Origin of the sequence: Streptomyces sp. NPDC059256, assembly GCF_042753785.1 — a bacterium.
Classification (GTDB): Bacteria; Actinomycetota; Actinomycetes; order Streptomycetales; family Streptomycetaceae; genus Streptomyces.
In genome coordinates, this window is record NZ_JBHYZO010000004.1 from 256,937 (window position 1) to 282,041 (window position 25,105).

A 25,105-nucleotide genomic window follows, 5' to 3' on the forward strand; every position below is an offset into this window, starting at 1 on the left:
GACCGGCAACCAGGACCAGGAATGGGGCGTCCGGTTACCGACCCGGTCGTCAGGCCGCGCTGAGCGGAGCCAGCAACTCCCTTACCTCATCGGCCTCCACCGCGCCCGATGCCTCGTGCAGCGCCAACGCCTCCAGCCAGCAGGCCCGCGCCCGGTCAGCCTGGCCGAGCGCCGCCAAGGCCCTCCCGAGCGTGATCAGCACATTCGCCCGGGTGCGGTCCCCGCCGATGCAACCGATCGCCAGGGCCTGTTCGGCATGTTGAGCGGCCCGTGCCGTACGCCGCGCCGAGTAGTGGGCCTGGGCGATACGGAAGTGGGTCGTCCCCTCCCACAGTCGCTGTCGACTTGTCTCAAAGCGGTCCAACGCCTCCGAGAGCTGCTCCAGCGCTTCGGTCGGCCGCCCCGCCTGGGTCAGTGCCACCCCCAGCGCATAGCGGGCGTTCGCCAGCCGCAGGGTGTGCCCGATGCGGTCGTAGATCTCCACCCCCTGCTCGGCCAGCGCGATCGCCTGGGCCACCCGCCCGGTGGACAGATGGATGCGGGAGAGGTTGCACAGGGCGCTCGCCTCACCGGGCAGATTGCCGTCGGCGCGTGAGCCCTCCGTGGCGCGGCGCAGATGCTCCTCGGCCTCCTTGAAGCGGCCCTGGTTGAAGGCGATGATGCCGCGGTCGTTGTCGGACCAGTAGACGGGCGCCGGATCGGCAACCGCTTCCGCGAGTGCCGCGGCCTCCTTGGCCTCCTCGTCCGCGTGCTCGTAGCGGCCCGCCACGAGGTGGACATTGGTCATCGACGTACGGGCCCGTGCCTCGGTGCGCGGGTCGCCCGAGGTGCGGGCGGCATCGCCGACGGCCGTCGCCGCGATCTCGTACAACTTGGAGTTGGCCCCGGATTCGGCGAGGTCCTGGGCGGCCCACAGCAGGTCGACGGCCAGCTTGAGCCGGTGCCCGTCCGTCGCCTGTCGGGCCGCGGCCAGCAGGCAGTTGGCCTCCGAGTACAGCCAGTCCTGGGCCTCGCGCTGATCGTCGAAGGCCAGCCCGTCGTGCACGGTCGGCCCGACGTGGTCGACGAGCCGGTCGCCGGGGCGCTCCATCCCGTACACCCGTGCCGCCGTCGCCAGATAGAAGTCCAGCAGCCGTGACAGTGCCGCCTCGGCCTCCTGTGGTGTCTCGTCGCGCTCGGAGCAGGAGCGGGCGTAGAGGCGTACGAGATCGTGGTAGCGGTAGCGGCCCGGCGCCGCCGACTCCAACAGGGAGGTGTCGACGAGGGCTTCCAGCAGGTCCTCGGACTCGTGCAGGGGCAGCCCCAGTACGGCGGCTGCGGCCGTCAACGAGATGTCCGGGCCGTCGGCGAGGCCCAGCAGCCGAAAGGCGCGGGCCTGGGTGGGCTCCAACTGGCCGTACCCCAACTCGAAGGTGGCCTTCACCGCTAGGTCGCCGGCCTGGAGTTCATCGAGTCGGCGGCGCCCGTCGGCGAGCTTGGCCGCGAGCACGGAGACCGTCCACGTGCGCCGGGCCGCCAGCCGGGATGCCGCGATGCGGATCGCCAGGGGAAGGAAGCCGCAGGCAGCGACCACGTCGAGGGCGGACTCGCGTTCCGCGCCCACCCGCTCCTCACCCACTATCCGCATGAACAGCTGGAGGGCTTCGTCCGGTGACATCACATCCAGGTCCACCAGATGTGCCCCGGCCAGATCGACCATCCTGACTCGGCTGGTGACCAGGGCCGCACATCCCGCCGTACCGGGCAGCAGGGGCCGGATCTGGGCGGCGTCCCGAGCGTTGTCGAGGAGCACCAGGACCCGACGGCCCGCGAGCGTTGAGCGGTAGAGCCCGGCGCGTTCCGCCAGCGAGTCGGGGATCGAGGTGTCGGGCACGCCCAGCGCGCGCAGGAACGCCCCCAGCACCGCTACCGGTTCGGCGGCGCGGCTGCCCGCGCCCTGGAGGTCGATGTAGAGCTGCCCGTCCGGGAAGTGCGGCCTGGCCTCGTGGGCGACATGGACCGCCAGCGTGGTCTTGCCGACGCCGCCGATGCCGGCGAGCGCCGAGACCGCCATGACGGAACCCTCGGCGGTGGCGAGCTTGCCGCCCAACTCGCGTACGAAGGAGGCACGCCCGGTGAAGTCGGGGACCGTGGCCGGCAGCTGGGCGGGCTGGGCGATCTGGGGTGCGGGCGCCTGCTCATCGTTCGGTCGGGCCAGTTCGGCGTCGGCCTGGAGGATGCGCTGCTGGAGCCGGGAGAGTTCGGCGCGGGGGTCGACGCCCAATTCCTCGGCGAGCAGCCGTCGGGTGTCCGCGTACACGGCGAGTGCCTCCGCCTGCCGTCCGCTGCGGTAGAGCGCCAGCATCAGCAGTTCCCGCAGCCGCTCCCGCAGCGGGTGTGTCGCGGTCAGCGCGGTCAACTCCGATACGGCCTCCGCGTGGCAGCCCGATTCCAGATCGAGCTCCAGCCGGGTTTCCAGGAGTTGCAGGCGCCATTCGTCGAGCCGTACCCGCTGGCTCTCGGCGTAGGGGCCCGGAACATTGGCCAGCGCCTCGCCGTCCCAGAGGCCGAGGGACTTGTTCAGCAGGGCCCTGGCATGGTTGCGGTCTCCCGTCGCACGTGCCTTCTCCGCTTCGACGGCCAGTTCCTGGGCGGTGGAGAGGTCGAGGCAGTCACGCCGTATCCGGATGGCGTAGCCGCCTGATTCGCTGACCAGAGCGTTGACGGAGAGGACCTTGCGCAGTCGGGACGCGTACGTCCGTACGGCTGCAAGCGCTTGCGACGGCGGGTCGTCACCCCAGATGGCGTCGATCAACTCGGCGGCGGTCGCCGTGCGTCCGTCCCGCAGCAGCAGCGCGGCCAGCAGCGCCCGCTGTTGGGGTGATCCTGAGGGCAGGGGATCCCCACCGCGCCAGGCCCGTACCGGCCCCAACACGCTGAAACGCAGGTCAATGACGTCACTGGGCGCTGGAATGCGCTGCTCCGGTACGCGTGGCCCGCGGTCACGGTCCATAGCTGCCCCCTGCCCGAACTGCCGATTCGCACCCGACAGTCTGCCCTGAACCGGGTGGCCCCGTCAGCAACGAAGCGCTTCCTCATCGTGCTTTTGCACGTGCGGGTGCGGGTGCACGGGTGTGGCCGGACCGTCTGAGGGGGGCCGGGCGGGTCCCGGGGCAGGCATTACGGGCGGTAAACCTCACCGGGGTTGGCCTTGGCGGGCGCCAACAGTTGGGACACGGTGACGAACGTATAACCGCGGTCCTTCAGCTTCGCGATGATGCCCGGGACGGCGGGGACCGTCCCGTCGTAGATGTCGTGCAGCAGGATGATGCCGTCCCGCCCGGCCTGCTTCAGGATGCGCTTCTCGATGAGGGCGGAGTCATTGGTGGAGTAGTCCTTGGCGGTGGCGCTCCACAGGATCTGGGCGAGCCCGAGTTCCTTGCTGACCGCGGTGACCTCGTCGTCGATCCGTCCCTGCGGCGGGCGCATCAGGGTCGGCTCGGTGCCGGTGATCTTCGATATCGCCTTCTGGGTGAGCTCCAGCTCCTCGCGTATCTCGTCGCGGTTGAGCTGGTCGAGCCTGCGGTGGGTCCAGGTGTGGTTGGCGACCTCGTGCCCCTCATCGAAGATACGTTTCACCACCTTCGGGTACTTCACCACGTGGTGCTTCCCCAGCAGGAAGAAGGTCGCCGGGACCCGCTCCTTCATCAGCGTGTCGAGCAGTTGAGGGGTGTCCTTGCCCGGGCCCGCGTCGAAGGTGAGCGCGATGCACTTGGCCTTCTCGCAGTCCACCGGCGCTTCGGGCGTGACCGTGGTCGCGCGGACCGCCTTCGCGGCGCCCTGGAGGGACTTGCCGTCGGACCGGGCGTCGGACCGGGCGTCCGCAGGGGCGGTCGTGTCCATGGAGCAGCCGGCGAGCGTCAGTGTCAGCGCGGCGACGACCGCCGCAGTGACGGTCCTCGTCCTGGTGATGGGCATGGCGGAACTTCCCCCGAGAGGTCGATGGGTACGGGTGCGCAGAGGGCCGCGCACCTGGTCGGGGGCGCAGTGCCTCCGGAACTATACACACGGCGTATACGCACGATGCATAGTCCCCTATGGAGACGGCGGTCCGGTCGTGCGGGTTGCCTGGGGAGATGAAGTCCTTGCAGGTGGACCGGGGTGAAGGTGCCGGCGACGGAGTCCCCATCCACCGGTTTCGCCGCATTCGGGTGCGGACCTCGTTCGTACACTCCCGCTCATGATGACCATCGACGATCTGACCCGTCTGGTGCCGCCGCCGCGCTCACCCGTCGCCGCAGAAGGCGACTGGGCGCAGGTGGAGGCCGCGTTGGGCCTGGCGCTGCCCCCCGACTTCATGGCGCTCGTCGAGCGCTATGGAACGGGCCAGTTCGTCGACTTCATCACCCCGCTCAACCCGTTCGGGGACGGCAGCCCGCTGCTCCGATGGTCCCGGCGCATCCTGGCGGAGGAGTCCGAGTCCCGGGAGGAGTACCCGGAGGATCACCCCCACCCCTACTACCCCGAGCCCGGTGGGCTGCTGATGTGGGCGGGCACCGACAACGGGGACCGGCTCTGCTGGCTCACTCAGGGGGCGCCGCACACCTGGCGGACGGTGGTGTGGAATCCGCGGGGCCACGGCTGGTCCGTCCATCCCTTCGGCGCGGTCGCGTTCCTGCACCACTGGTTGAGCGGGGAGACGGGGGTGCAGGGGTTGCTGCCCGCGCCGGGGACCGCACAGCCGTGGTTCGACCCCTTCGTCGAGCGGGTCCACGTGAACATCAGGCTCGTCGGTCCGCCACGGGACGACCCTGACTATCCCGAGCGGTTGCGGATCCTGCGTGCGGCGCTGGCGCCGACCGCCGATCGTGGTGGTGTCGATGATGGCGACGGCATCCGGCAGGACCACTTCGACGTGCCCGAACGAGGGTGGAAACTCACCTACGAGACGGCGTACGGGCACCAGATCCGGCTCGCCCATCCACCGGCCGACGAGGAGCACGCCCGGACCGCACTGCTCGCCGCCGTCCGGGCGATGGGGTGCACCGTGGAGCGGGTCACCACCCGTCTGGGAGAGCCGGCCTGGCGCTGACCGCTCGATCGGCGCCGGTGCCGATGTGTACGGCGGCACTGTCAGTGGGGGCGTGTTCAATCGGATGCATGGCCATCCGACGTGAGCGCGCGCATCCCGACCCCGCCTCTCCCGAGGCTTCCACGCCCGCCGAGAGCGTGGTCGTCGGGGATGAGGACTGGTACGGAAGGGATCTGTCGGAACAGCGGTACACCCGGCACACCTTCTACGACACCGACTGGACCGAGGTGGTGAACGACGGCGGCATCTTCGACGAGTGCACCTTCTCCGGGGTGCGGTTCAACGCCTCGCGGCACAGCAGCGCCGCCTTCACCAACTGCACCTTCAGACGGTGCACCTTCTTCGACACCGTCTTCGAACAGTGCAAGTTCGTCGGCAGTCAGTTCCAGAACTGCACCTTCAACATCCTCCGGGTGACCGGAGGGGACTGGTCCTTCGTCGCCCTGCCGAAGGCGGATCTGCGGGGCGCCGCCTTCGACGGGGTGCGGATGCGGGAGTGCGACCTCACGGGCGCGCGGCTGGAGGGGGCGTCGCTGGTGGTGGCGGACCTCTCCGGCGCCACCTTTCTCGGCGCCAACCTCAGCGGCGCCGATCTACGGGGGAGTGATCTGTCCTCCTTGAACCCGCTGGCCGTCCAAGTGTCCGGTGCGAAGATCGATCTGGAGCAGGCGGCCGTCATCGCCAGCGCGCTGGGGCTGGAGGTCACCTGAGGTCACCTGGCCGGTATCCGGCCCGTGGGCGGCAGGGGTCTTCCCGCGGCCTTCCGGACTCGGGGGATTGCGTCCAGAGGCGGGAGGCGGGAGGCGGGAGGCGGGAGGCGGGAGGCGGGAGGCGAGGGGCGACGGTCCGATGGCATCCGCGCGGGCCCGTAGGTGGTCGTCAGTGGTGGTGACTGATCTTCGGGGTTCTCGGTGGCCGTCGGGGCTTGTGCCGCAGGGCGAAGATCATCCCGAGGGGTGCACTCCGTGGGGCGATCATGAGCGACTGGAGAGCGCGGGAAAATTTCAAAAGGTGCAAAACGGGCGGCGCTGCGGTTCTCGTACTTGCGAGTAGGGTCCGAATTCCTTGCAACCCATGCTTGCGTGCTCGGTCGGGCTTCCATCTTGAGGCGATCGATCGAAATCGCCCACGATAATCAAGGTTCGATATCCGGACAGTATGCCTCCGCATGTGGAAACCGCACCCGTTAACGTCCTGTTCATGAGTCAGTTGGACGCGCGGCCCCTGGCCGGAGACACGGTAGGGGGTGCCCCGGACGGCGGCGCGTCCCGAGGCGGCGTACGCACCAAGGGGCTCGGCGGCAATTCCGTCGGCCTCACCGGCAGTGCCGTCATCGGCATCTCCACCGTCGCCCCCGTCTACTGCCTCACCTCGACGCTCGGCTCCACCGCCGGTGAGGTGGGGCTCCAGATGCCCGCCGTCTTCCTCGCGGGCTTCCTGCCCATGCTGCTGGTGGCCTTCGCCTACCGGGAACTGAACCGTGTGATGCCGGACTGCGGCACCTCCTTCACCTGGACCGTGAAGGCGTTCGGCCCCCGCCTCGGCTGGATGTGCGGCTGGGGCCTGGTGATCGCCACGATCATCGTGCTCTCCAATCTGGCGGGCGTTGCCACGTCCTTCTTCTGGCTCCTCGCCGGCGAGATCACCGGTAGCGAGTCCATCGCCGCACTCGACGACAACAAGGCCGTCCACATCACCACCGTCCTGATCCTGATCGCCGTCGCCACCGCGATCAGCTACCGGGGCATGACGGCCACCAAGGGTGTCCAGTACGCCCTGGTCGGCCTCCAACTGTTGGTGCTCGGCCTGTTCGTGGCGATGGCACTGAGCAAGGCCGGCTCCTTCGACACCTCGCTGTCCTTCTCGATGGAGTGGCTGAACCCCTTCGCCGTCCAGTCCTTCGCCGCCTTCACCGCCGGACTCTCGCTGTCGATCTTCATGTACTGGGGCTGGGACGCCTGTCTCACCGCCAACGAAGAGACCACGGGCAGCGACAGGACCCCGGGGCGGGCCGCACTGATCGCCATGGTCATCCTCGTCGCCTCCTACCTCGCCACCGCGGTGGCGGCGCAGATGGCCGTCGGCTCAGGTGACAAGGGCCTCGGGCTCGCCAACGCCGAGACCTCCGACAATGTCTTCGCCGCCCTCGCCGGCCCGATCATGGGCCCCGGCCTCGGCGTCCTGCTCTTCGTTGCCGTACTCGCCTCGGCCGCGGCCAGCCTCCAGACGACCTTCATCCCGGTCGCCCGAACCGTGCTGGCCATGTCCACGTACGAGGCCCTGCCCGCCTCGTACTCGCGGGTCAACCCCCGCTTCAAGACCCCGGGCCGCGCCACGGTCGTCGCCGGCATCGCCACCGGTGCCTTCTACGCCGTGATGACCCTCGTCAGCGAGAACGTACTGATCGACACGATCTACGCCCTCGGCCTGATGATCTGCTTCTACTACTCGCTGACGGCCTTCGCCTGCGCCTGGTACTTCCGCAAGGAACTCCTGCGCTCCGGCCGGGACCTGGTCTTCAAGGGCATCTTCCCCCTCCTCGGCGGTGCGCTGCTGGCAGCGGTCTTCGGCAAGACCCTGTACGACATGTGGGACCCGGCGTACGGAAGCGGCTCGGCGGTCTTCGGCGTCGGCTCGGTCTTCGTCATCGGCGTCGGGCTGCTGCTCGTCGGCGTCGTCATCATGCTGGTGATGCAGCGCAAGAGCCCCGCGTTCTTCCGCGGCGAAGTGCTCACCCGCGAGACACCCTCCCTGGTCGTTCCCGACTGACCCCGTCCGAGCACGCTCATCTCATATACGCCAGCACCGCACCCACCGAGACGAGTTGCGCCGCCCAGTGCAGCAACGTCACCGGCGGCCTGGCCCGCTGGCTCCGGTAGAACCGCTGGGGTGCGAACGAGGCGAACAGCCCTGCCGACGCGCTGACTCCGAAGGCCCACCAGGCGACGTAGGACAGCTCGGGCCGGGCGTCACAGTCGTTCGGGACGCAGTGGTTCAGCACCACGATCACCGCCGCGGCAAAGGCGGGCGCGAGTGTCGCCAGCCCGATCCGGGCGGCCAGCCGCCACCGTTGGTCGGCCGTACGACCGGCGGCGCGGGCGGTCGTACGGGACTCGGGACGGGACTCGGGACGGGACGGGAACGGGTCAGCCATGGGGCCATTGCGCCACGCCCGGCAGCCCGATGGAATCCGCCCCGCTACTCAGGTCCGTACCCCCGTTCCCCGCCGTACATGACGGTCTGATGAACGAGAACGGTCGCCACGACCGTTGCCGCAGACGGCCGCACACCCGCCCACCGGCACCTCACCCCGTGGTGCTGGCCCACGCGCACGCCCCCGGCACACCCTGACCCGGCCAGTGCGCCCACCGGCCCCTTTACCGCCCCCGATCAGCTCGTATGCTCGATTCATGACGGATCACGAGCCCGCACGCCCCACCGAGAACTCCATGCGCCGCGCCCTCAAGCGAGCCAGGGACGGGGTCGCCCTCGACGTTGCCGAGACCACCGTCCTCCTCCAGGCCCGCGGCCGTGATCTGGACGACCTCTGCGCCTCCGCGGCGCGCGTACGGGACGCCGGGCTCGAAGCCGCCGGACGGCCGGGAATCATCACCTACTCCAAGAGCGTCTTCATTCCGCTCACCCGCCTCTGCCGTGACAAGTGCCACTACTGCACCTTCGTCACCGTGCCGGGCAAGCTGAGGCGTGCGGGCCACGGCATGTTCATGTCCCCCGACGAGGTGCTCGCCATCGCCCGCCGCGGCGCCGAACTGGGCTGCAAGGAAGCCCTGATCACCCTCGGCGACAAACCCGAGGACCGCTGGCCCGAGGCCCGCGCCTGGCTGGAGGCCGAGGGGTACGACGACACCATCGCCTACGTCCGGGCCATCTCCATCCGCATCCTGGAGGAGACCGGGCTGCTGCCCCACCTCAATCCGGGCGTGATGACGTGGACCGACTTCCAGCGACTCAAGCCCGTCGCACCCTCCATGGGCATGATGCTGGAGACCACAGCTACCCGTCTGTGGAGCGAGCCCGGCGGCCCGCACTACGGCTCGCCCGACAAGGAACCGGCCGTACGGCTGCGGGTCCTGGAAGACGCCGGCCGCAGTTCGGTGCCCTTCACCAGCGGCCTCCTCATCGGCATCGGGGAGACCTACGAGGAGCGCGCGGAGTCCCTCTTCGCGCTGCGCCGCGTCTCCCGCTCGTACCACGGCATCCAGGAACTCATCCTCCAGAACTTCCGTGCCAAGCCCGACACGGCCATGCGCGGCATGCCCGATGCCGAACTGGACGAACTGGTCGCCACCGTGGCCGTCGCCCGGCTGCTGCTCGGGCCGTCCGCCTGCCTCCAGGCCCCGCCGAACCTGGTCGACGCCGAGTACGCCCGGTTGATCGGCGCCGGCATCGACGACTGGGGCGGGGTGTCGCCGCTGACCCCCGACCATGTGAACCCCGAACGCCCCTGGCCCCAGATCGACGAGCTCGCCCGGCAGTCGGCCGCCGTCGGCTTCACGCTCGCCGAGCGGCTGTGCGTGTACCCGGAGTTCGTCCAGCGCGGAGAACCGTGGCTGGACCCGCGGGTGCTTCCCCACGTACGCGCGCTGTCCGATCCGCAGACCGGACTGGCCCGCCCGGACGCCATCCCCGTCGGACTGCCCTGGCAGGAACCCGACGAGGGCTTCACCGCCACCGGGCGCACCGACCTCCACCACACGATCGACACCGAGGGACGCACCCACGACCGCAGGGCCGACTTCGACGCCGTCTACGGCGATTGGGGCGCGCTCCGGGAGGCTGCCGCCCCCGGCATGGTCCCCTCGCGGATCGACGCCGATGTGCGCCAGGCGCTGCGCACCGCGGCCGACGACCCGACCCGGCTCACCGACGACGAGGCACTGGCCCTCCTCCACGCCGACGGACCGGCCCTGGACGCCCTGACCGCCATCGCGGACGAACTGCGCCGGTCGGTGGTGGGCGACGAGGTCACCTACGTCGTGACGCGCAACATCAACTTCACGAATGTCTGCTACACCGGCTGCCGGTTCTGCGCCTTCGCCCAGCGCCGCACCGACGCCGACGCCTACACCCTCTCGCTGTCCCAGGTGGCCGACCGCGCCGAACAGGCATGGGACGTGGGGGCCGTCGAGGTCTGTATGCAGGGCGGCATCCATCCCGACCTCCCGGGCACCGCGTACTTCGACATCGCCCGGGCCGTCAAGGAACGCGTGCCCGGCATGCACGTGCACGCCTTCTCCCCGATGGAGATCGTCAACGGTGCCTCACGCACCGGACTGTCCGTACGGGAGTGGCTGACCGCGGCGAAGGAGGCGGGACTCGACTCCATCCCCGGTACCGCGGCCGAGATCCTGGACGACGAGGTCCGCTGGGTGCTCACCAAGGGCAAGCTGCCCGCGGCGACCTGGATCGAGGTCGTCAGCACCGCGCACGAACTCGGCATCCGCTCCTCGTCGACCATGATGTACGGACACGTCGACCAGCCCAGGCACTGGCTCGGCCACTTCCGTACCCTCGCCCGCATCCAGCAGGAGACGGGAGGCTTCACGGAGTTCGTGACCCTGCCGTTCATCCATACGAACGCACCGGTCTACCTCGCCGGGATCGCCAGGCCGGGGCCCACGGACCGCGACAACCGGGCCGTGACCGCGATGGCGCGGCTGCTGCTCCACCCGCACATCACCAACATCCAGACCAGTTGGGTGAAGTTGGGCGCCGAAGGGGCGGCGGAGATGCTGCGCTCGGGCGCCAACGACCTGGGCGGCACCCTGATGGAGGAGACCATCTCCCGCATGGCCGGGTCCCGGTACGGCTCGTACCGCTCCATCAAGGGCCTGGTGGAGATCGCCGATCTGGCGGGGCGCCCGGCGCGGGCACGGACGACGCTGTACGGGGAGGTGCCCGAGGAGCGGCAGCGCACGGCGACCGAGGCGGACGGGCAACTGCCGGCGCTGCTGCCGTTGGTGTCGGACTAGCCCGCCGTCGCCGTACCCGCCGTCGCCGTACCGCCTCCCCGTCGGACCGCCGTCGCCGTACCGCCCAGGGTCGTACCGCCCCTCGCCGTAATGCCCCACGCTTTGGAGCGGAGTTGCGCGCTCCGGAGAGGGGGCGGTCCACCGCGTTCCACCCCTGCGGGGGCGGGACCCCGGAGGTTATCCACAGGGGCTGACGGCCCGGGGGAGCAGCGGTCAGACTGATCACATGGTTCGGTCGATGCAGGACTTGTTGAAGCAGCGCAGGCTCGCCGGTTTTGTGGGCAGGCGGGCTGAGTTGGCGCTGTTCGAGGGCAATCTGTCGACATCGCTGGAGGACCCGGAGCACCACTTCGCCTTCCATGTCCACGGCAATGCGGGGGTGGGCAAGTCCTTCCTGGTGCGCAGGCTCGTCCACACCGCCAAGGAGGCGGGAGCGCTGACGGCCGCCGTCGACGAATCGGCGGCGAGCGTGCCCGAGGTCCTGGAAGCGGTCTGCGCGCAGTTCGCCGCCCAGGGGTTCCCGCTGAAACCGCTGGAGAAGCTGCTGGCCACCTACCGCCAGCGCCGACACGAGGTGGAAGCAGCCGTCAGCGCTTCCACCGCCGGGCCCGATGCGGACCCGACGACCGGTGCCCCGGCGCCCACCACCGGCTCCCTCGTGGTCGCCCAGGCCGGCCTGATCGCGATGGGGCTTGTCCCCGGCGCCGGAGCCCTCACCGGAGCCATTGACCCCAACCGCATCGCCCATGCCACCGACAACGCACGGGCGGCCCTCAGCCGCCACTTCGGCAAACAGGAGGACGTGGCGCTCGTCCTCGACCCGGTGAAGGCCCTCACACCGGTCTTCCTGGCCGAGTTGGAGCGCATCGCCGACCGGGTTCCCTGGATCGCGTTCTTCTTCGACACATACGAGCGCACCAGCGCCTTCCTCGATCCCTGGCTGTGCGATCTCCTGGCGAGCCGGCACGGCCCGGTGCCGGGGAACTGCCTCATCACCACTTCCGGACAGCGCCCGCTCAACCTCCATGTCTGGTCGGACCACGCCGGACTGATCACCGAGATCCCGCTGTCGCCCTTCACCGAGTCGGAGGCGCGCCAACTCCTCGCGGACAAGAAGGTCCATGACGAGCGGGTCGTCAGGGATGTCCTGAGGCTCTCGGGCTGCCTCCCGGTCCTGGTCTCCACCCTCGCGGAGAACGCGGGCAGCACAGGCGCCGTCGACGATCCCAGCGCCACCGCCGTGGAGCGGTTCCTCAAATGGGAGGTCGATCCTGTTCGGCGCACCGCCGCATAGGACGGAGCACTGCCCCGACGGCTCAACGAGGACGTGTTCCGGGCGGCTGTCGGCACCGACCACGCCCCTGACCTCTTCGCCTGGCTCCGGTCGATGCCGTTCGTCATCGACCGAGGAGGCCGCGCGCAGTATCACGATGTCGTTCGGGAACCGATGCTGCGGTTGCGCCGCAACAGCTCCCCCGAGCGCTGGAGCGCAGGCCACGATCGCCTGGCCGCCGCGTTCGCGGGCTGGTGCGCGAAGGCCGGGGAAGGGCTCCGACCAGCTGAGCGCTGGGCCCAGGACAGCTGGCGCGAACTGCGTCTGGAGGAGCTGTACCACCGGCTCTGCGCACAGCCGCGCGCAGCGCTGCCCGCCGCTCTCCGGGACGGCATCGACGCGTGCGACGCGGGCGTGCCACGAGCCCGGCAATGGGCGCAGATCCTCATCGATGCCGGCCTCGACGCCAACAGTGACGTCCTTGGCTCATTGGGGCGGGAATCGCTGGGCGCCCTGGAGGACGACGGACGCAGATGCGTCGAACTGCTCGGTCTGATCCTCAGCCGGGCCGAACTGGAACCTGCGGCCAAGGTGACCGCCCTGGTCGTCCGGGGGCGCGATCAACGCAACCTCGGTGATCACGGCGAGGCGATGCGGGACTACCAGCGGGCCATCGCCCTGGACGACGCGTGCCAGCGGGCGCACTTCGGACTCGGTGAGACCCATCGGCTGCTGCATGAGCACAGCGCCTCGCTCGAACACTTCGACCGGGCACTGGAGCTCGATGCGGCGGACAGTTGGGCGCTCTCCAGCCGGGCCCAGAGCAAACACGCACTCGGGCGCAGCGCGGAAGCCCTCCTCGATCTCGATGACGCCCTGGAGTCCAACCCCGGTCATGTGTGGGCACTGGTGCGGCGCGCTCAGGTCAGACGTGGGCTGGGGGATGGAGAAGGGTCCCTCCGTGACATCCGGCGCGCCCGCGATCTCGACGCGGACAACCCCTGGATCGTCGGTGAGTACGGCGAGATCCTGCGCCACCTCGGGCGCCACGAGGAGGCGATCGCCCTCTATGACCGGGCGCTCGTCCTCGACCCCTCCTACGCCTGGGCGCTGGGCAGCAGGGCCATGGCGAAGAAGGCACTGGCCCGCATCGATGACGCCCTGGCGGATCTGACGGCGTCGCTGGAGATCGAGCCGGGCTATCTGTGGGCGGTGTTGCGCAGGGCGGAGATCCATGGGGAGCAGGGCGACACCACGGCGGAGTTCGCCGACCTCGATCGGGTGGTGGAGACCTCCAGGGCCAAGGAGTGGGCCCACGCCCAGCGCGGTCATGCGCACCTTCGCGCCGGACGCCATGAGCAGGCGATCGCGGACTTCGATGCCTCGCTGGCGCACGACCCGTCCTACGCCTATGCACGAGTGGCCAGAGGCCGTGCCCGAGCGGGCCTTCAGCGGTATCCAGAAGCGCTGTCCGACCTCGACCAGGTGTTGGAGTCCGCGCCGGGGTCCACGGCGGCGCTGGAGGCGCGTGCCACGGTGTACCGCGCACTCGGTGACCACGCGAGCGAACTCACCGATCTCGAAGCAGCGGTGGCCGCGGCGCCGCAGGACCCCGCGTACCGCGTCCTGCGCGGAGACGCGCATCGGCGAGCGGGCCGGCACGACCGGGCGATCGACGACTACGACCGGGCGATAGCCCTCGCACCCGACGACGGATGGTCGAGAGGGCGCCGAGGGCAGTCACTGCATGCGCTGGATCGCTGGGAGGAAGCCCTCAGGGACCTCACGCGAGCGGCCGAACTCCACCCGGACGAACCATGGATCGCGATAGGGCGCGGGAGGACGCTCTTCGCCCTGGGTCGGCTGACGCAGGCCCGGGAGGAGTTGGACCGGGCGATAGCCCTCGCACCGGATGATGCCCGCCCGTATCGGGTCCGTGCCCGTGTGCACCTGGCACAGGGCAGCCCCACGCTCGCCCTGCTGGACGTCAGGGTGCTGCTGTCGTTGGGCGAGGGGGCGAGCGCCCGGGAGTTGCTGGAGGATCCCGCGCTCAACGACGAACAAGAAGCCGACGAGCTTCGCCGCCAATGTGTTGGGTGACCCTCGTCGAGATCGGGCCGACGCCTCAGCCGGGGCTCGGTAGGGCCGGGCGCCGCCGTTGTGCCGCGGCCGGGGCAGCGTGTCGACGCCGTACGTGGGGGAGCACTGGAGCCGCGCGCCTCGTTCGGAGTTGCAGAGTTCAGAGTTCGGAGTTCGGAGTTCGGAGCAGGGCGAGGGCGGGCACCTCGCTTGGGCAGGGCAGTCCTCCGTGCGCCGCGGGTCTTTGTCGAGAACGGGCCAGGGACGGGCCGAGGGGCCTCCGGACCAGCGGACAGGCCCTCGCCGGGGCGGTGGAGCGGAGCCCACCACTCCAAGCCGCAGCCGTCCCAGCAGCTATGCCCTCCCTCAGTCGAACCGGTCGAAGCCCGAGATATGAAGGGAGCCTTCACCCCACAAGCCGCCCCGCCAGCGCCGTAGCGATTACAGTGCTGCCCCGGCTTACGTTCCCACTACGTTCGCTGTAGTTCGCACTACGTTCCACGTCCAGGGAGGGCGCGCGGTGACCCCAGCAGCCACAGCCGTCTGGGGGCGTGCCGAACAGCAGGACTTCCGGGCCCGGGTGCGCGGCTCCCTGCTCGGCGCGGCCATCGGCGATGCGCTGGGCGCGGGTGTGACCGCGCTCACCTGGAAGGAGATGGTCGACGCCTACGGTCCCCAGGGCGTCAACGACTTCGTCCCCGCGTACGGCAGGCGCGGCGCCATCACCGCGGCCACCCAACTGAGCCTGTTCACCGTCGACGGGCTGATCCGCGCCCAGGTCCGCCGCGACACCGGCGCCTGGCACCCGCCCACCGATGTCCACCGGGCCCATCGACGCTGGGCCGCGACCCAGTCCGACTGGGGCCCGGACGAACGCCGCAAGGACAACGGCTGGTTGGCCTGCGAGGAGTGGCTCTACACCAGGCGCGCCCCGACCAAGACCGTCCTCCTGGGCCTGGGCGACGACACCATGGGCACCCTGGACAGCCCCAAGAACCCGACCGCCCAGGACGCGGGCGCACTGGCCCGGTCGGCGCCCTTCGGGCTGCTCGTCGGCTGGGAGCCCCAGTTGGTCTGCCAGTTGGCCATGGAATGCGCCGTGCACACGCACGGCCACCCCAGCGCCTATCTCTCGGCGGGCGCCTTCGCCGTGATCGTCCACGGTCTGGCGCGGGGCGAGGGGCTGGACGGCTCGATACGGCGAGCCCTCACCCTCGTGGGCGCCCGTCCGGGGCACCAGCCGGTGACGGATGCGCTGGAGAAGGCCGTCGCAGCCGTACGGGAGGGCGCGCCCGATCCGGAGCGCATCGCCGGATTCGGTGGGGAGCGCAGCGCCGAAGAGGCACTCGCCACCGCCGTGTACTGCACCCTGGTGAGCCAGGACATACGCCACGGACTGCGCCTCGCGGTCAACCATGACGGCCCATCCGAGATCACTGGGTGTCTGACCGGCGCCCTGCTCGGCGCTCTGCACGGCGAGACCGCGCTTCCCCCCGCCTGGCTGTCGGAGTTGGAAGGGCGCCCCACCGTCCTGGAACTGGCGGACGACTTCGCCATGGAGATGACCCAAGGGCCGGCACTGCACGGCCCGGCCGCGGCTGCCCCCGGGTGGTTGGCCCGCTACCCCCGCGTCTGAAGAGAACCTTCTGACGCCGGCACGTCTGAAGCCGCACGTCTGAAGCCGAGGTCTCTGAAGCCGGCACATCTGAACCCGAGGTCTCGGGACCCGAGGTCTCTGAATCAGGGGTATCCGAAATCAGGGGTATCCGAAGGAACCCCGCGCGCCTGCGCACGCATGAAGTGCCGGCCCGAAAGTCATCGAAGCCCCGCGCCCCACCCGACAGCGCCCGCCGGAATGGCCTTAGCATCCCGGTCATGGACTTCTCCCCCATCGCCGTGCGCCTCGTCTCCGGCGCCGTGGGCCCCTTGGTCGCGAAGCTCTTCGTCCAGGGCACTCCAGGTGCCGGTCTGGTGGACCGCCCGGTACGGATAGCGGGGTTGGTCTCGTTCAAGGGGGAGAAGCGCACCCTGGGCGATGCCGAGTTGGCCAAGCTCTGTGCCGAGTTGGTGGAGCGATCGGCCGGCACCCTCGGTCCGAACGAGGCTCCGACATCCGAGGTGCGCCGGGAACTGGCCGACGCGCTCACCCTCGCCCTGCACAGCCTCGGCGATCTCGACATGGACGACGTCCAGGCCGTACGTCTGGGCGCCGATGGATTCGCCGCTCGGCTCGCCCGCCCCACCCAACTCTCCAGCGCCGCCGAGGGCTACTATGACGCACTCCTCCACACGGCCTGTCTGCACATCCTGAACTTCTTCACCCAGCGCTCCACCTTCGTCGCCCGCACCCTCGTCGAACAGTCCCGTTCCATCGAGTCATTGATCGCGGCCACCGACCTCCTCATCGACCGGCTCCCCGGTCGACCGGCCGAGGACGCCCGTTTCGAAGAGCGCTATCTGAGGCACCTCGTCCACAAGCACGGCGAGCTGACCATCCATGGACTCGACCTCCACCACGAGCGCGAATGGCAACTCGACGCCTCCTACGTCTCCCTGGAGCTCGCCGAGGACTCGGACGCATCGATCCCCGCCGAACAGGTCTTCTCCGGCCGGAGCAAGGTCCTGCTGCTCGGTGGCGCCGGATCGGGCAAGACCACGCTCGTGCAGTGGCTGGCCGTCACCACCGCCCGGTGGAGAGCCGACGGTCCGAACGGGCCCGATTTCACCGAGCACCTCGGCCAACTCATCGGCCGCATCCCGTTCGTCCTCCCGCTGCGCCGGGTCATCAGCGACGGCAGCCCACCCACACCGGATGAGTTCCTGTCCTCGGTGCGCAGCTCCGTCGCAGGCTCCCAGCCGACGGGTTGGGCGGATCGAGTGCTGCGCGCCGGCCGGGCGTTCCTCCTCCTCGACGGCATCGATGAGATCCCCCGGCGAGAGCGCGAGCAGACGCGCCGCTGGCTGCGCGAGCTGATGGCGGACTTCCCGGGCAACCTCTGGCTGGTGACCGCCCGTCCCTCCGCGGTCGACGACGACTGGCTGGGACGCGAGGGCTTCACCCCACTGTCCCTGTCCTCGATGTCCCGCCCGGACGTCGTCCACTTCATCCGCCGCTGGCACGCGGCGGCGGGAACGGAACCCGAACTCGGCGAGGCGCTGCTCGACGCCGTCCGGGCCGGTGGAGACCTCGGGCGCCTGTCGGTGAACCCGCTGATGTGCGGACTGCTCTGCGCCCTGCACCGCGAACGCCGTGGCTTCCTGCCGCACGGCCGCAAGGACCTGTACGACGCGGCGCTGAGGATGCTGCTGGAGCGGCGCGACATCGAGCGCGGGGTGCGGTCGGACGGTGGTCTGCGACTGTCGTCCGAGACCCAGATCCTTCTTCTCCAGAAGCTCGCCCACTGGCTGATCCGCAATGACCGGGTGGAGATGGAGCAGGACGACGCGCTGCGCCAGGTGGAGCGCTCACTGGTCAACATGGCCCATGTCCAGGCACGTCCGGAGGAGGTCCTACGGCATCTGCTGGAGCGCTCCGGTCTGCTGCGGGAACCGGTCGCGGGCCGCATCGACTTCGTCCACCGCACCTTCCAGGACTATCTGGGCGCCAAGTCCGTCGTCGAGGAGGGTGATTTCCCGCTGCTGCTGGACAACGCGCACAAGGACCAGTGGGAGGACGTCGTACGGATGTCGGTGGCCCTGGGCCGCCCCGCCGAACGGGAACGCGTGCTCAACGGCCTCATCGCCGACATCAAGGGGACCTCCCTGGGCAGGGACCTCTACGACACCCCCCATGCGGGCAGTCTCGCGGGGGAGGAGTTGCGCCGGGTGCTGCTGGCCGCGACCTGCCTGGATCACGCCACCGAGGTGGCTCCGGGCGTCCGGCAACGCGTGGTCGACCTCGTCGGCCGGTTCGTGCCTCCAAACAGCCATAGACGGGCGCGCAATCTCGGGGAGTTCGGCGGTCCCATCGTGCTAGGACTGCTGCCGGGGCCCGAGGAGCTGACGGCCGAACAGGCCGAGCGCGTGATCATCACGGCGATCCGGATCGGCACCGATGCAGCCCTGCCCCTACTGGCCCGCTTCAGCCGCCACCCGGCCCTGCCCGTACGACGTCAGTTGGCCTGGTCCTGGTCGCGGTTCGACACCCAGAGGTACGCGGAGTCGGTCATCGCCCACCTCGATGAGACGGGCCTCTACTTCACCGCTCACCACGTGGACCATCTGCGGGCCCTACGAGACCTCGGCGGGCGCTCCCGCGTCCAACTGGTGGGGATCTTCCGCTCCGCCGATCTCCTCGCCCATCTGGATCCAGACCTCCTTACCCATCTCTGGCTCAAGGACGGCTACTCGGCGGTGCTGGGCGATGGATGGTTGGAGGCGTTTCCCCGGCTGCGCAAACTGACCGTGCCCGATCACGCCCGTGGCGTTCCCACGACCGGCTCGGGCCTCAGCGTTGTCCACGTCCCATCCGGTGGCGCGATCTAAGGGGCGCGCTGAGATGAGGCGTACGCCGACTCAGGACACGGCCGAGCCCCCTCGGCCGGGACGGCGGACCAGTCGAGAGGGCTCTGTCAGGTGGTACATCCACACACGCGCCTGGGGAATGCTGCGTGTGCGAAGAACGTCCTTCACTGCTCGGCAGGGAATCAGCCGAGATGGAACGCTCCCTGGCCGACTTCGCTGACGAAGGCGTTCCACGATCCGGGCACGAAGGTGATCGTGGGGCCCGCGGGGACCTTGGAGTCTCGTACGGAAATAGCCTGCATGATCGGGGACTTGACCTCCACGCAAGCCCCGTTCCCCCCGGAGTACGTGGACTTCGTCCATGACTCCGTGGCTCCCTGAATGATTGCCATGTTTACTCCGCTTCGGCAAGTGGTGCGATGTGCCAGCGTGGCGCTGGTGTGATCGACGCTACTCGTCGCGACGGACCTGCGAGGCAGGCATTCACTCGGTCGGATGGCATGTGCTACTCGACCCTTACGCAATTGCCAGCCGGGGGTGTATCGTTCCACCCTTTTCTTTGGCGCAGGTGAATTGATCTTCCTCGCGGTGCCCCAGCCCGCCTCGGCTCAAGGGCTGTCCCGCAATACTCGGCGGGTGCACGACGACAGCTACGGCCCTCCCCTGGGCCTGGCGGCCTGGGCGGCGCCCCCACCATCTGACGCCGCGCGCTGATCCACCAGGCGCTACGGGACAGCCTTTAGCGGGCGTACTCCTTGGCGATGCTCTCGATGAACGCGGTCGTCTGCTCCACATTCAGCGCCTGGGCCCGCAGATGTTCGTACATCACGCTGTACTTGTGCACGTCGTTCGCTTTCTCCAGATAGAGATCGCTCGTGACGCCCTCGATATAGACGACGCTCGAATCGGTGGCGTCGGGGAATTCCAGAATCGCGTACTGGCCGTTGATGCCGGGATGCGCGCCCATGTCGAACGGGAGCACCTGGATGGTGACGTGCGGCAGTTGGGACATCTCCATCAGGTACTCCAACTGTTCCCGCATCAGGGCCCGTCCGCCCACGGCCCTGCGCAGCGCTGCTTCGTCGATCACCGCCCACATCCGCAGCGGCAACTCCGAGTCCTTGATCCGCTCCTGGCGGCGCACCCGTACGCTCACCCGCTTGTCGATGTCCGACACCGCGCTTTCCGGCAGGGCACCCGCGATCAGCGCTTCCGCGTACGGCTTGGTCTGGAGCAGCCCAGGCACGACCTGCGGTTCGTACACCCGAAGGCTCGCGGCGTCGGTCTCCAGACCGATGTAGACGCTGTACGGGATGTCACCGAAGGCGTGCCACCAGCCCTGCTGGCGGGAGTCCTTGGCCATCTGCATCAGGGAGTCGACGATGCGATGGTCGTCGACCTCGTACACATTGCACAGGTCGCGCACGTCGCGCTGGCTGATGGAACGGCGGCCGTTCTCCAACCTGCTGATCTTCGATTGGGAGACCAACAGGCGTTCGGCCACCTCTTCGGCGGTCATGCCGCGCAGTTCCCGGAGCCTGCGCAGCTCCAGACCCAAACGACGTCGCCTGACGGTGGGATTGACACTGGACGCCACAGAAACTGCACCTCCGGCTGTAGCTGAGCGTATCTACTGCTCAGCAGACTGCCACCATGTGAAGGGCCCGCGCTGGGGAATTGCCACACGAGGCGCCCTAGGAGTGGCGTGTTCCGGATGCACTCGCGGCTCTGTCGCACCGGACCCCGGACGCCGGTGGGGCCCGGTCGTCCGGCTGGCGGCGCGATGGACGCGCGGAGCAGTGCTGGCTGCCCCGCGCGTCGGGGTGCGACTCCCGAACCGGATCAGGAACACATCGCTACGGCGGCGGTGATGGCCTCCGTTCGCGCGGTGCGGTGCTCCAGAGCGTGACAGCGTTGCCTGGTGCGGTGGTTCGGTCGATCGCGGTGACTCAGTGCACCCTGCGCCGCTCCGTGCCTATCTCTGTGCCCGGTGCGGCGCCTGGTGCGTGTGGTGCTCAGTGCGCGGCGACGCGGGCCATGCCCCCGCGGCGCGGCTGCATCGAAACGGCCGCCTGACGGCTGCTGCCCGGTGCAGAAGGATTGCGACGCGGCTGCGCAGCCGCACCGTTCTGGACGTCCATCACGGCGTGCGCCACGAGTCCGCCCATGGGGTCATGCCTGATGAGATCCCGCAGTCGGGATCGCGAGGAACGCCCCTCATTTCCTGGGTAGAGGTGCTTGCCGAGTCCGACCGCATGGGCCAGCGCGGCGAGCGCCGCGGTCCGCGGGTCCGGTGGAACACCGGTGCGGATCGCACTGTCCAGCCGGGCTCGGATGTCCCTGCTGATCGCCGTGTCCGTCGCTTGGTAGCGAGTCGTCGGCAGCACCCCGCACATCTGGCCCGCGACGGCATGAACCATGCCGCACCGCTCCAGGTGTGCCAGGTAGATCTGGCGCAACCCCAGTCGGGGCCCGCCGATCCAGTGGACCGCGCGAACCGGACTGCCACGTCGGCGCAGCAGTTCCAGCGCGGAGTCCAGTGTTGGATCTCCGGTCGGCCGTGGCATCACCACGGCGATACGATCCCCGTCTGGGGCTATCCGTCCTGCCAGAGCCAGCTCCACTAGCTGTGCTCCGGCCAGACCAAGGTCGAGCGACTGCGGCTGCGCTGTGGTTCCCGTCGTCGGGTCCAAAGCGAGCAGCAAAAGCTCCTCCGGAATTGTTCTGCGGCTCCTGCCCATCCATGCCTCCCCGCGTGGATGAATGACAGGGTGACCCCTCTCACATTGGTCTGTCGAGAGCGCCTGGGTGCTTTGTATGGGAACCGTTAGGTATGTCGTTCTCGTCTATGCCCAGGGGCCGTGCTCTCACACAGGACACTGATAGATGGTTCGGACAACACGGGCTTGCCGGATGCGGCAACCCGTAGTGCGTACGTATGGCAGCGGCGCACGACTCATGGAGGAGGCACGGTGGCGGGCGAGTCCCCCGACAGGTCGGAGCAGCGGAAGTCGTCGGGGGAGACGACCGAGGGGGAACGCGATCCGCGTCTCGCCATGCTCGGCCGGGCCTCAACGTCGGAAGTGGATCAACCGACCGCGGTCTTCAGGCTCCCCGACGAGCCGAAGCCGTCCGGCACCGCCGAGAGGAATCCCCGGAAGGATTCCGGGGTGCGTCAGCCGGGCACCGAGACCGGCTCCGTGCAGAACGACACCGAACTGCGGTCGGCGGTGGCGGCCTGGGTGGCGTCGGCGGACGAGGAGCCGGCCGCCGAATCCGAGGATGTCTCCTCCGCGGTAGACAGCGACAGCGACGGCGACACCGACACCGACACCGACACCGACAGCGCGGTGCAGGGCGGGGGCGCAGAGAAGACCGCGATGCTGCCGCAGTCGCGCGAGGAGTCCACCGTCGAGCGGACCTCCGTACTGCCCGAGGTGCACCGTGACAGCGCCGAGATAGGTACCACGGCGGGGAAGACGGCGAGCAGCGCCGCGGACGAAATCGGTGCCGCGGACGACGCAGACTCACGGCGCGGTAAGTCCGCAGAGGCGGGCAAGGGCCCGGCGGAGCGCACGGAGGCGTCATCTGGCGCCCAGCAGCCCGTGAACGGCACTTCCCGGCCGGACGGGCCGGTGACGGCGCCCCGGGGCGCTTCAGGGAGCACGGGGAAGCCGTCCGCGCCGTCGGCGGACGCTTCGACGGACCGTTCGGCGACCACGGCAGAGGGCGAGGCCGTCGACCGGCTCGCCCCCACCGCGCCCCGGGGCCGTCCGTCGACCGGGAAGCCGGCCGGTGGATCGGCAGGGAGTTCGGCCGGGAGTTCCACGGAGGGCGATCGGGAAGGCGCGGGAGCAGCCGGCGACGGGGAGGCGGGCAGCGGCGCTGCCTCGGACCGCACCCAGGGCGGCGGGGTGACCGCTGCCGAGAGCGCCGGGGCTGCCGCCGGTGCGCCGAAGCCCCGGGACGCGCAGTCCCGCGACACACAGTCTCGCGACGCGACAGCGGACGGTTCGAGGACGGGCGGTTCGGGGGCGGACAGTTCGACGGCGGACAGTTCGACAGGTGCGGTCCGGTCCACCGGGACCGCGCGCCCCGAGCCGCAGCCCCGAACCCGGCCTGAGTCCAAGCCTGATGCCCGGGCGGAGTCCGACACCGACACCGACACCGAGTCCAAGACCAGCCCGCCCGCGGCTGCCGGTCGAACCCCTGGCACTCCCTCCTGGGCTTCCCGCGCCACGTCGGCGTCCTCCCCGGCCACGGGCGAGCCTTCCCCGGGCAAGCCCACAGCGTCGGAGCCCGCGAAGGCCGCCCCTGGCGATGCCCCCGCGAAGGCCCCCGATGCACAGGCCAAGACCCCCGATGCGCAGGCCAAGACCCCTGGGAAGGCGCCGAAGGCACCGGACAAGCCGCAGGACAAGGCACCGGACGAAACCCCAGCCACCGGCGAAACCCCGGACAGCCCTGAGCGCGGTTCGGGAGAGCGAGCGGCGAAGGGCCCCACCGAAGCCTCGCCCAAGCCCGCGCCTTCGACCTCCGGCCCTTCCACGGGCGCAGGTCCCGTCGTCGATCAGCCCACCGCCGTCTTCAAGGCACTGCGCAAGCCCACCCCGTCCGGTGACAGCACCGCCGTGCTCAAGGCCCCGCCGGCACCTCGCTCCGAGTCCAATCCCGCCACCAAGGATTCCCCCGCACCACGGCCCAGTACGTTCGTCCCGCTGCGGAGCGACGACGGGCCGCGCACCCCCGTCGCCAACAAGAGCGGCACCACCGCTCCAGCAGATGGGAAGCAGAGCCCGGCCGCCGCTTCGGCCGGCGCGCCCGCCGCGCTGAGCGAGCCCGAGCGGACCACGCAGCAGCCCGTACCGCCTTTGCCTCCGCTGGATTTGCTCGCCGAGCTGACGAACACCCCGCCACCGCCCAACACTGCGGTGCGCACACTGTTCCGCAGGGTCAAGATCTGGACCCCGCTGCTGGCGGTCCTCTTGATCGTCTTTGCGATCGTGCAGGTTCTGCGCCCGCTTCCCGAGCCGTCGCTCAAGCTCTCCACCGACCCCACCTACACCTTCCAGGGCGGTCCATTGAGCCTGCCGTTCCCCGGTGAGGGCCAGGGGGCCGTGGCGGTCGACGGCGTGGGCATGGTGGGCACCTACGGAGCACAGCGGCCGGCGCCGATCGCGAGCGTCGCCAAGACGATGACCGCGTACGTGATCCTCAAGGACCACCCCATCACCGGCGATCAGGTGGGCCCCGAGATCGCCGTGGACCAGCAGACCGAGGACGAGAGCAAGAACACGGACGAGTCCAGGGTCCCGGTGTCCAAGGGGCAGAAGTTCAACCAGCGCGAGATGCTGGAGATGGTGATGATCCACTCCGCGAACAACATCGCCCGGCGCCTCGCCCGCTGGGACGCGGGCACGGAGCAGGCGTTCGTCAAGAAGATGAACGACGCGGCCAAGGAACTCGGCATGGCCGACACCCTCTACACCGACCCCAGCGGTCTGGTGGCGACCACCATCTCCACGCCCCAGGACCAGTTGAAGCTGGCCCAGGCCGTGATGAAGAACGACATCTTCCGCGAGATCGTCAACACCCCGAGTAAGGAGATCCCCGGCCTCGGGATCCGACTGCAGAACGGCAATGACCGCGCCCTGCTGAAGGACGGTGTCGGCGGGATCAAGACCGGCTCGTCCACCCCGGCCGGCGGCAATCTGCTCTGGGCCGCCAACGCCGAGGTGGACGGCGAACTGCACCAGATCGTCGGTGTCACACTCGGGGTGCAGGACGCCAAGCTCCTGAGGGACAAGGTCGACCTCGCCATCGACCACAGCATCAATGTCATCGCCGCCACCCAGCAGGCCGTCACCTCTGCTGTCGCGGTCAAGAAGGGACAGGTCGTCGGCTATGTCGACGACGGTCTCGGCGGTCGGACGGCGGTCGTCGCCGCCAAGGACCTGAAGGCGATCGGCTGGGCGGGCCACCGTGTCTCCATCGAGATCAACGACGGCGGCAAGAAGCTCCCTGGTACGGCGAAGTCCGGCCAGGTCGTTGGCCAGATCTCGGTTGGCACAGGGCCGGGGAAGGTCACCGCGCCGATCGAGCTCCAGCAGGACCTCGCAGAGCCCGGCTTCGGAGCCAAGCTGACCAGGCTGGGCTGAGCCTCCCGGGCCAGCAGGGCGTCCCGGGAAACCGGGACGCCCTCGTGTTAGCGTCCGGTCAACTCAA

The 25,105-nt window shown here is 69.6% G+C and carries 15 protein-coding genes; 9 read left to right on the top strand and 6 right to left on the bottom strand.

Going from position 1 to position 25,105, the window contains the following annotated elements; all coding sequences use genetic code 11:
• Window positions 1-49: 49 nt before the first annotated feature.
• Together ACFXJL_RS12640 and ACFXJL_RS12645 are read right to left on the bottom strand one after the other, a co-directional pair.
• On the bottom strand, window positions 50-2,992 hold the full coding sequence (locus tag ACFXJL_RS12640; RefSeq protein ID WP_358877180.1) for a BTAD domain-containing putative transcriptional regulator: 2,943 nt from the start codon (window positions 2,990-2,992) through the stop codon (window positions 50-52).
• 167 nt (window positions 2,993-3,159) lie between these two features.
• Window positions 3,160-3,957, bottom strand: coding sequence for a polysaccharide deacetylase family protein (locus tag ACFXJL_RS12645; RefSeq protein WP_384635622.1), 798 nt, complete (start codon window positions 3,955-3,957; stop codon window positions 3,160-3,162).
• A 262-nt stretch (window positions 3,958-4,219) separates the two neighbouring features.
• Here ACFXJL_RS12645 and ACFXJL_RS12650 point away from each other — a divergent pair, with 262 nt between their 5' ends.
• The 3 genes from ACFXJL_RS12650 to ACFXJL_RS12660 all read left to right on the top strand — a co-directional run bounded on the left by ACFXJL_RS12650 (window position 4,220) and on the right by ACFXJL_RS12660 (window position 7,840).
• On the top strand, window positions 4,220-5,071 hold the full coding sequence (locus ACFXJL_RS12650; RefSeq protein WP_384691723.1) for an SMI1/KNR4 family protein: 852 nt from the start codon (window positions 4,220-4,222) through the stop codon (window positions 5,069-5,071).
• Window positions 5,072-5,139: 68 nt separating this feature from the next.
• Window positions 5,140-5,781, top strand: a complete 642-nt coding sequence (locus ACFXJL_RS12655; RefSeq protein ID WP_358877183.1) for a pentapeptide repeat-containing protein — start codon at window positions 5,140-5,142, stop codon at window positions 5,779-5,781.
• Window positions 5,782-6,271: 490 nt separating this feature from the next.
• Window positions 6,272-7,840: an APC family permease gene (locus ACFXJL_RS12660; protein WP_384635628.1), complete on the top strand. Its 1,569-nt coding sequence runs from the start codon at window positions 6,272-6,274 to the stop codon at window positions 7,838-7,840.
• 16 nt (window positions 7,841-7,856) lie between these two features.
• Here the strand turns inward: ACFXJL_RS12660 and ACFXJL_RS12665 are convergent, their stop codons facing one another.
• The gene (locus ACFXJL_RS12665; RefSeq protein WP_384691729.1) at window positions 7,857-8,225 is read right to left on the bottom strand and encodes a hypothetical protein; all 369 of its coding nucleotides are present in this window, start codon (window positions 8,223-8,225) and stop codon (window positions 7,857-7,859) included.
• Window positions 8,226-8,481: 256 nt separating this feature from the next.
• On the opposite strand from ACFXJL_RS12665, the gene ACFXJL_RS12670 reads away from it, so the two are divergent.
• From ACFXJL_RS12670 to ACFXJL_RS12690, 5 genes are all read left to right on the top strand, one after another.
• Entirely contained in the window at window positions 8,482-11,064 is a 2,583-nt protein-coding gene (locus tag ACFXJL_RS12670) for a bifunctional FO biosynthesis protein CofGH (RefSeq protein ID WP_358877186.1), read from the top strand.
• A gap of 238 nt (window positions 11,065-11,302) precedes the next feature.
• A complete protein-coding gene (locus ACFXJL_RS12675) occupies window positions 11,303-12,358 on the top strand; it encodes an AAA family ATPase (protein ID WP_384691732.1) in 1,056 nt (351 codons plus the stop codon).
• A 33-nt stretch (window positions 12,359-12,391) separates the two neighbouring features.
• Window positions 12,392-14,437, top strand: a complete 2,046-nt coding sequence (locus ACFXJL_RS12680; RefSeq protein ID WP_384691735.1) for a tetratricopeptide repeat protein — start codon at window positions 12,392-12,394, stop codon at window positions 14,435-14,437.
• 499 nt (window positions 14,438-14,936) lie between these two features.
• The gene (locus ACFXJL_RS12685) at window positions 14,937-16,052 is read left to right on the top strand and encodes an ADP-ribosylglycohydrolase family protein (RefSeq protein ID WP_358877188.1); all 1,116 of its coding nucleotides are present in this window, start codon (window positions 14,937-14,939) and stop codon (window positions 16,050-16,052) included.
• A gap of 239 nt (window positions 16,053-16,291) precedes the next feature.
• Window positions 16,292-18,901, top strand: coding sequence for an NACHT domain-containing protein (locus tag ACFXJL_RS12690; RefSeq protein WP_384691738.1), 2,610 nt, complete (start codon window positions 16,292-16,294; stop codon window positions 18,899-18,901).
• A 161-nt stretch (window positions 18,902-19,062) separates the two neighbouring features.
• Here the strand turns inward: ACFXJL_RS12690 and ACFXJL_RS12695 are convergent, their stop codons facing one another.
• From ACFXJL_RS12695 to ACFXJL_RS12705, 3 genes are all read right to left on the bottom strand, one after another.
• Window positions 19,063-19,272, bottom strand: coding sequence for a DUF397 domain-containing protein (locus ACFXJL_RS12695; protein WP_358877190.1), 210 nt, complete (start codon window positions 19,270-19,272; stop codon window positions 19,063-19,065).
• A 347-nt stretch (window positions 19,273-19,619) separates the two neighbouring features.
• On the bottom strand, window positions 19,620-20,477 hold the full coding sequence (locus ACFXJL_RS12700; RefSeq protein WP_329020371.1) for a helix-turn-helix transcriptional regulator: 858 nt from the start codon (window positions 20,475-20,477) through the stop codon (window positions 19,620-19,622).
• Between the two features lie 418 nt (window positions 20,478-20,895).
• A complete protein-coding gene (locus ACFXJL_RS12705; protein ID WP_358877191.1) occupies window positions 20,896-21,621 on the bottom strand; it encodes a GPP34 family phosphoprotein in 726 nt (241 codons plus the stop codon).
• Between the two features lie 231 nt (window positions 21,622-21,852).
• Here ACFXJL_RS12705 and ACFXJL_RS12710 point away from each other — a divergent pair, with 231 nt between their 5' ends.
• Window positions 21,853-25,038, top strand: coding sequence for a D-alanyl-D-alanine carboxypeptidase (locus tag ACFXJL_RS12710; RefSeq protein ID WP_384691742.1), 3,186 nt, complete (start codon window positions 21,853-21,855; stop codon window positions 25,036-25,038).
• Window positions 25,039-25,105 lie beyond the last annotated feature (67 nt).

Excerpts from the sequence above, each read along its gene's own strand:
- ACFXJL_RS12675 (WP_384691732.1), top strand. The coding sequence starts at position 11,303 with ATGCAGGACTTGTTGAAGCAGCGCAGGCTCGCCGGTTTTGTGGGCAGG.
- ACFXJL_RS12640 (WP_358877180.1), bottom strand. The coding sequence starts at position 2,992 with ATGGACCGTGACCGCGGGCCACGCGTACCGGAGCAGCGCATTCCAGCG.
- ACFXJL_RS12665 (WP_384691729.1), bottom strand. The coding sequence starts at position 8,225 with ATGGCTGACCCGTTCCCGTCCCGTCCCGAGTCCCGTCCCGAGTCCCGT.
- ACFXJL_RS12690 (WP_384691738.1), top strand. The coding sequence starts at position 16,292 with ATGGACTTCTCCCCCATCGCCGTGCGCCTCGTCTCCGGCGCCGTGGGC.
- ACFXJL_RS12660 (WP_384635628.1), top strand. The coding sequence starts at position 6,272 with ATGAGTCAGTTGGACGCGCGGCCCCTGGCCGGAGACACGGTAGGGGGT.
- ACFXJL_RS12655 (WP_358877183.1), top strand. The coding sequence starts at position 5,140 with ATGGCCATCCGACGTGAGCGCGCGCATCCCGACCCCGCCTCTCCCGAG.
- ACFXJL_RS12645 (WP_384635622.1), bottom strand. The coding sequence starts at position 3,957 with ATGCCCATCACCAGGACGAGGACCGTCACTGCGGCGGTCGTCGCCGCG.
- ACFXJL_RS12695 (WP_358877190.1), bottom strand. The coding sequence starts at position 19,272 with ATGGCAATCATTCAGGGAGCCACGGAGTCATGGACGAAGTCCACGTAC.
- ACFXJL_RS12650 (WP_384691723.1), top strand. The coding sequence starts at position 4,220 with ATGATGACCATCGACGATCTGACCCGTCTGGTGCCGCCGCCGCGCTCA.
- ACFXJL_RS12670 (WP_358877186.1), top strand. The coding sequence starts at position 8,482 with ATGACGGATCACGAGCCCGCACGCCCCACCGAGAACTCCATGCGCCGC.
- ACFXJL_RS12705 (WP_358877191.1), bottom strand. The coding sequence starts at position 21,621 with ATGGGCAGGAGCCGCAGAACAATTCCGGAGGAGCTTTTGCTGCTCGCT.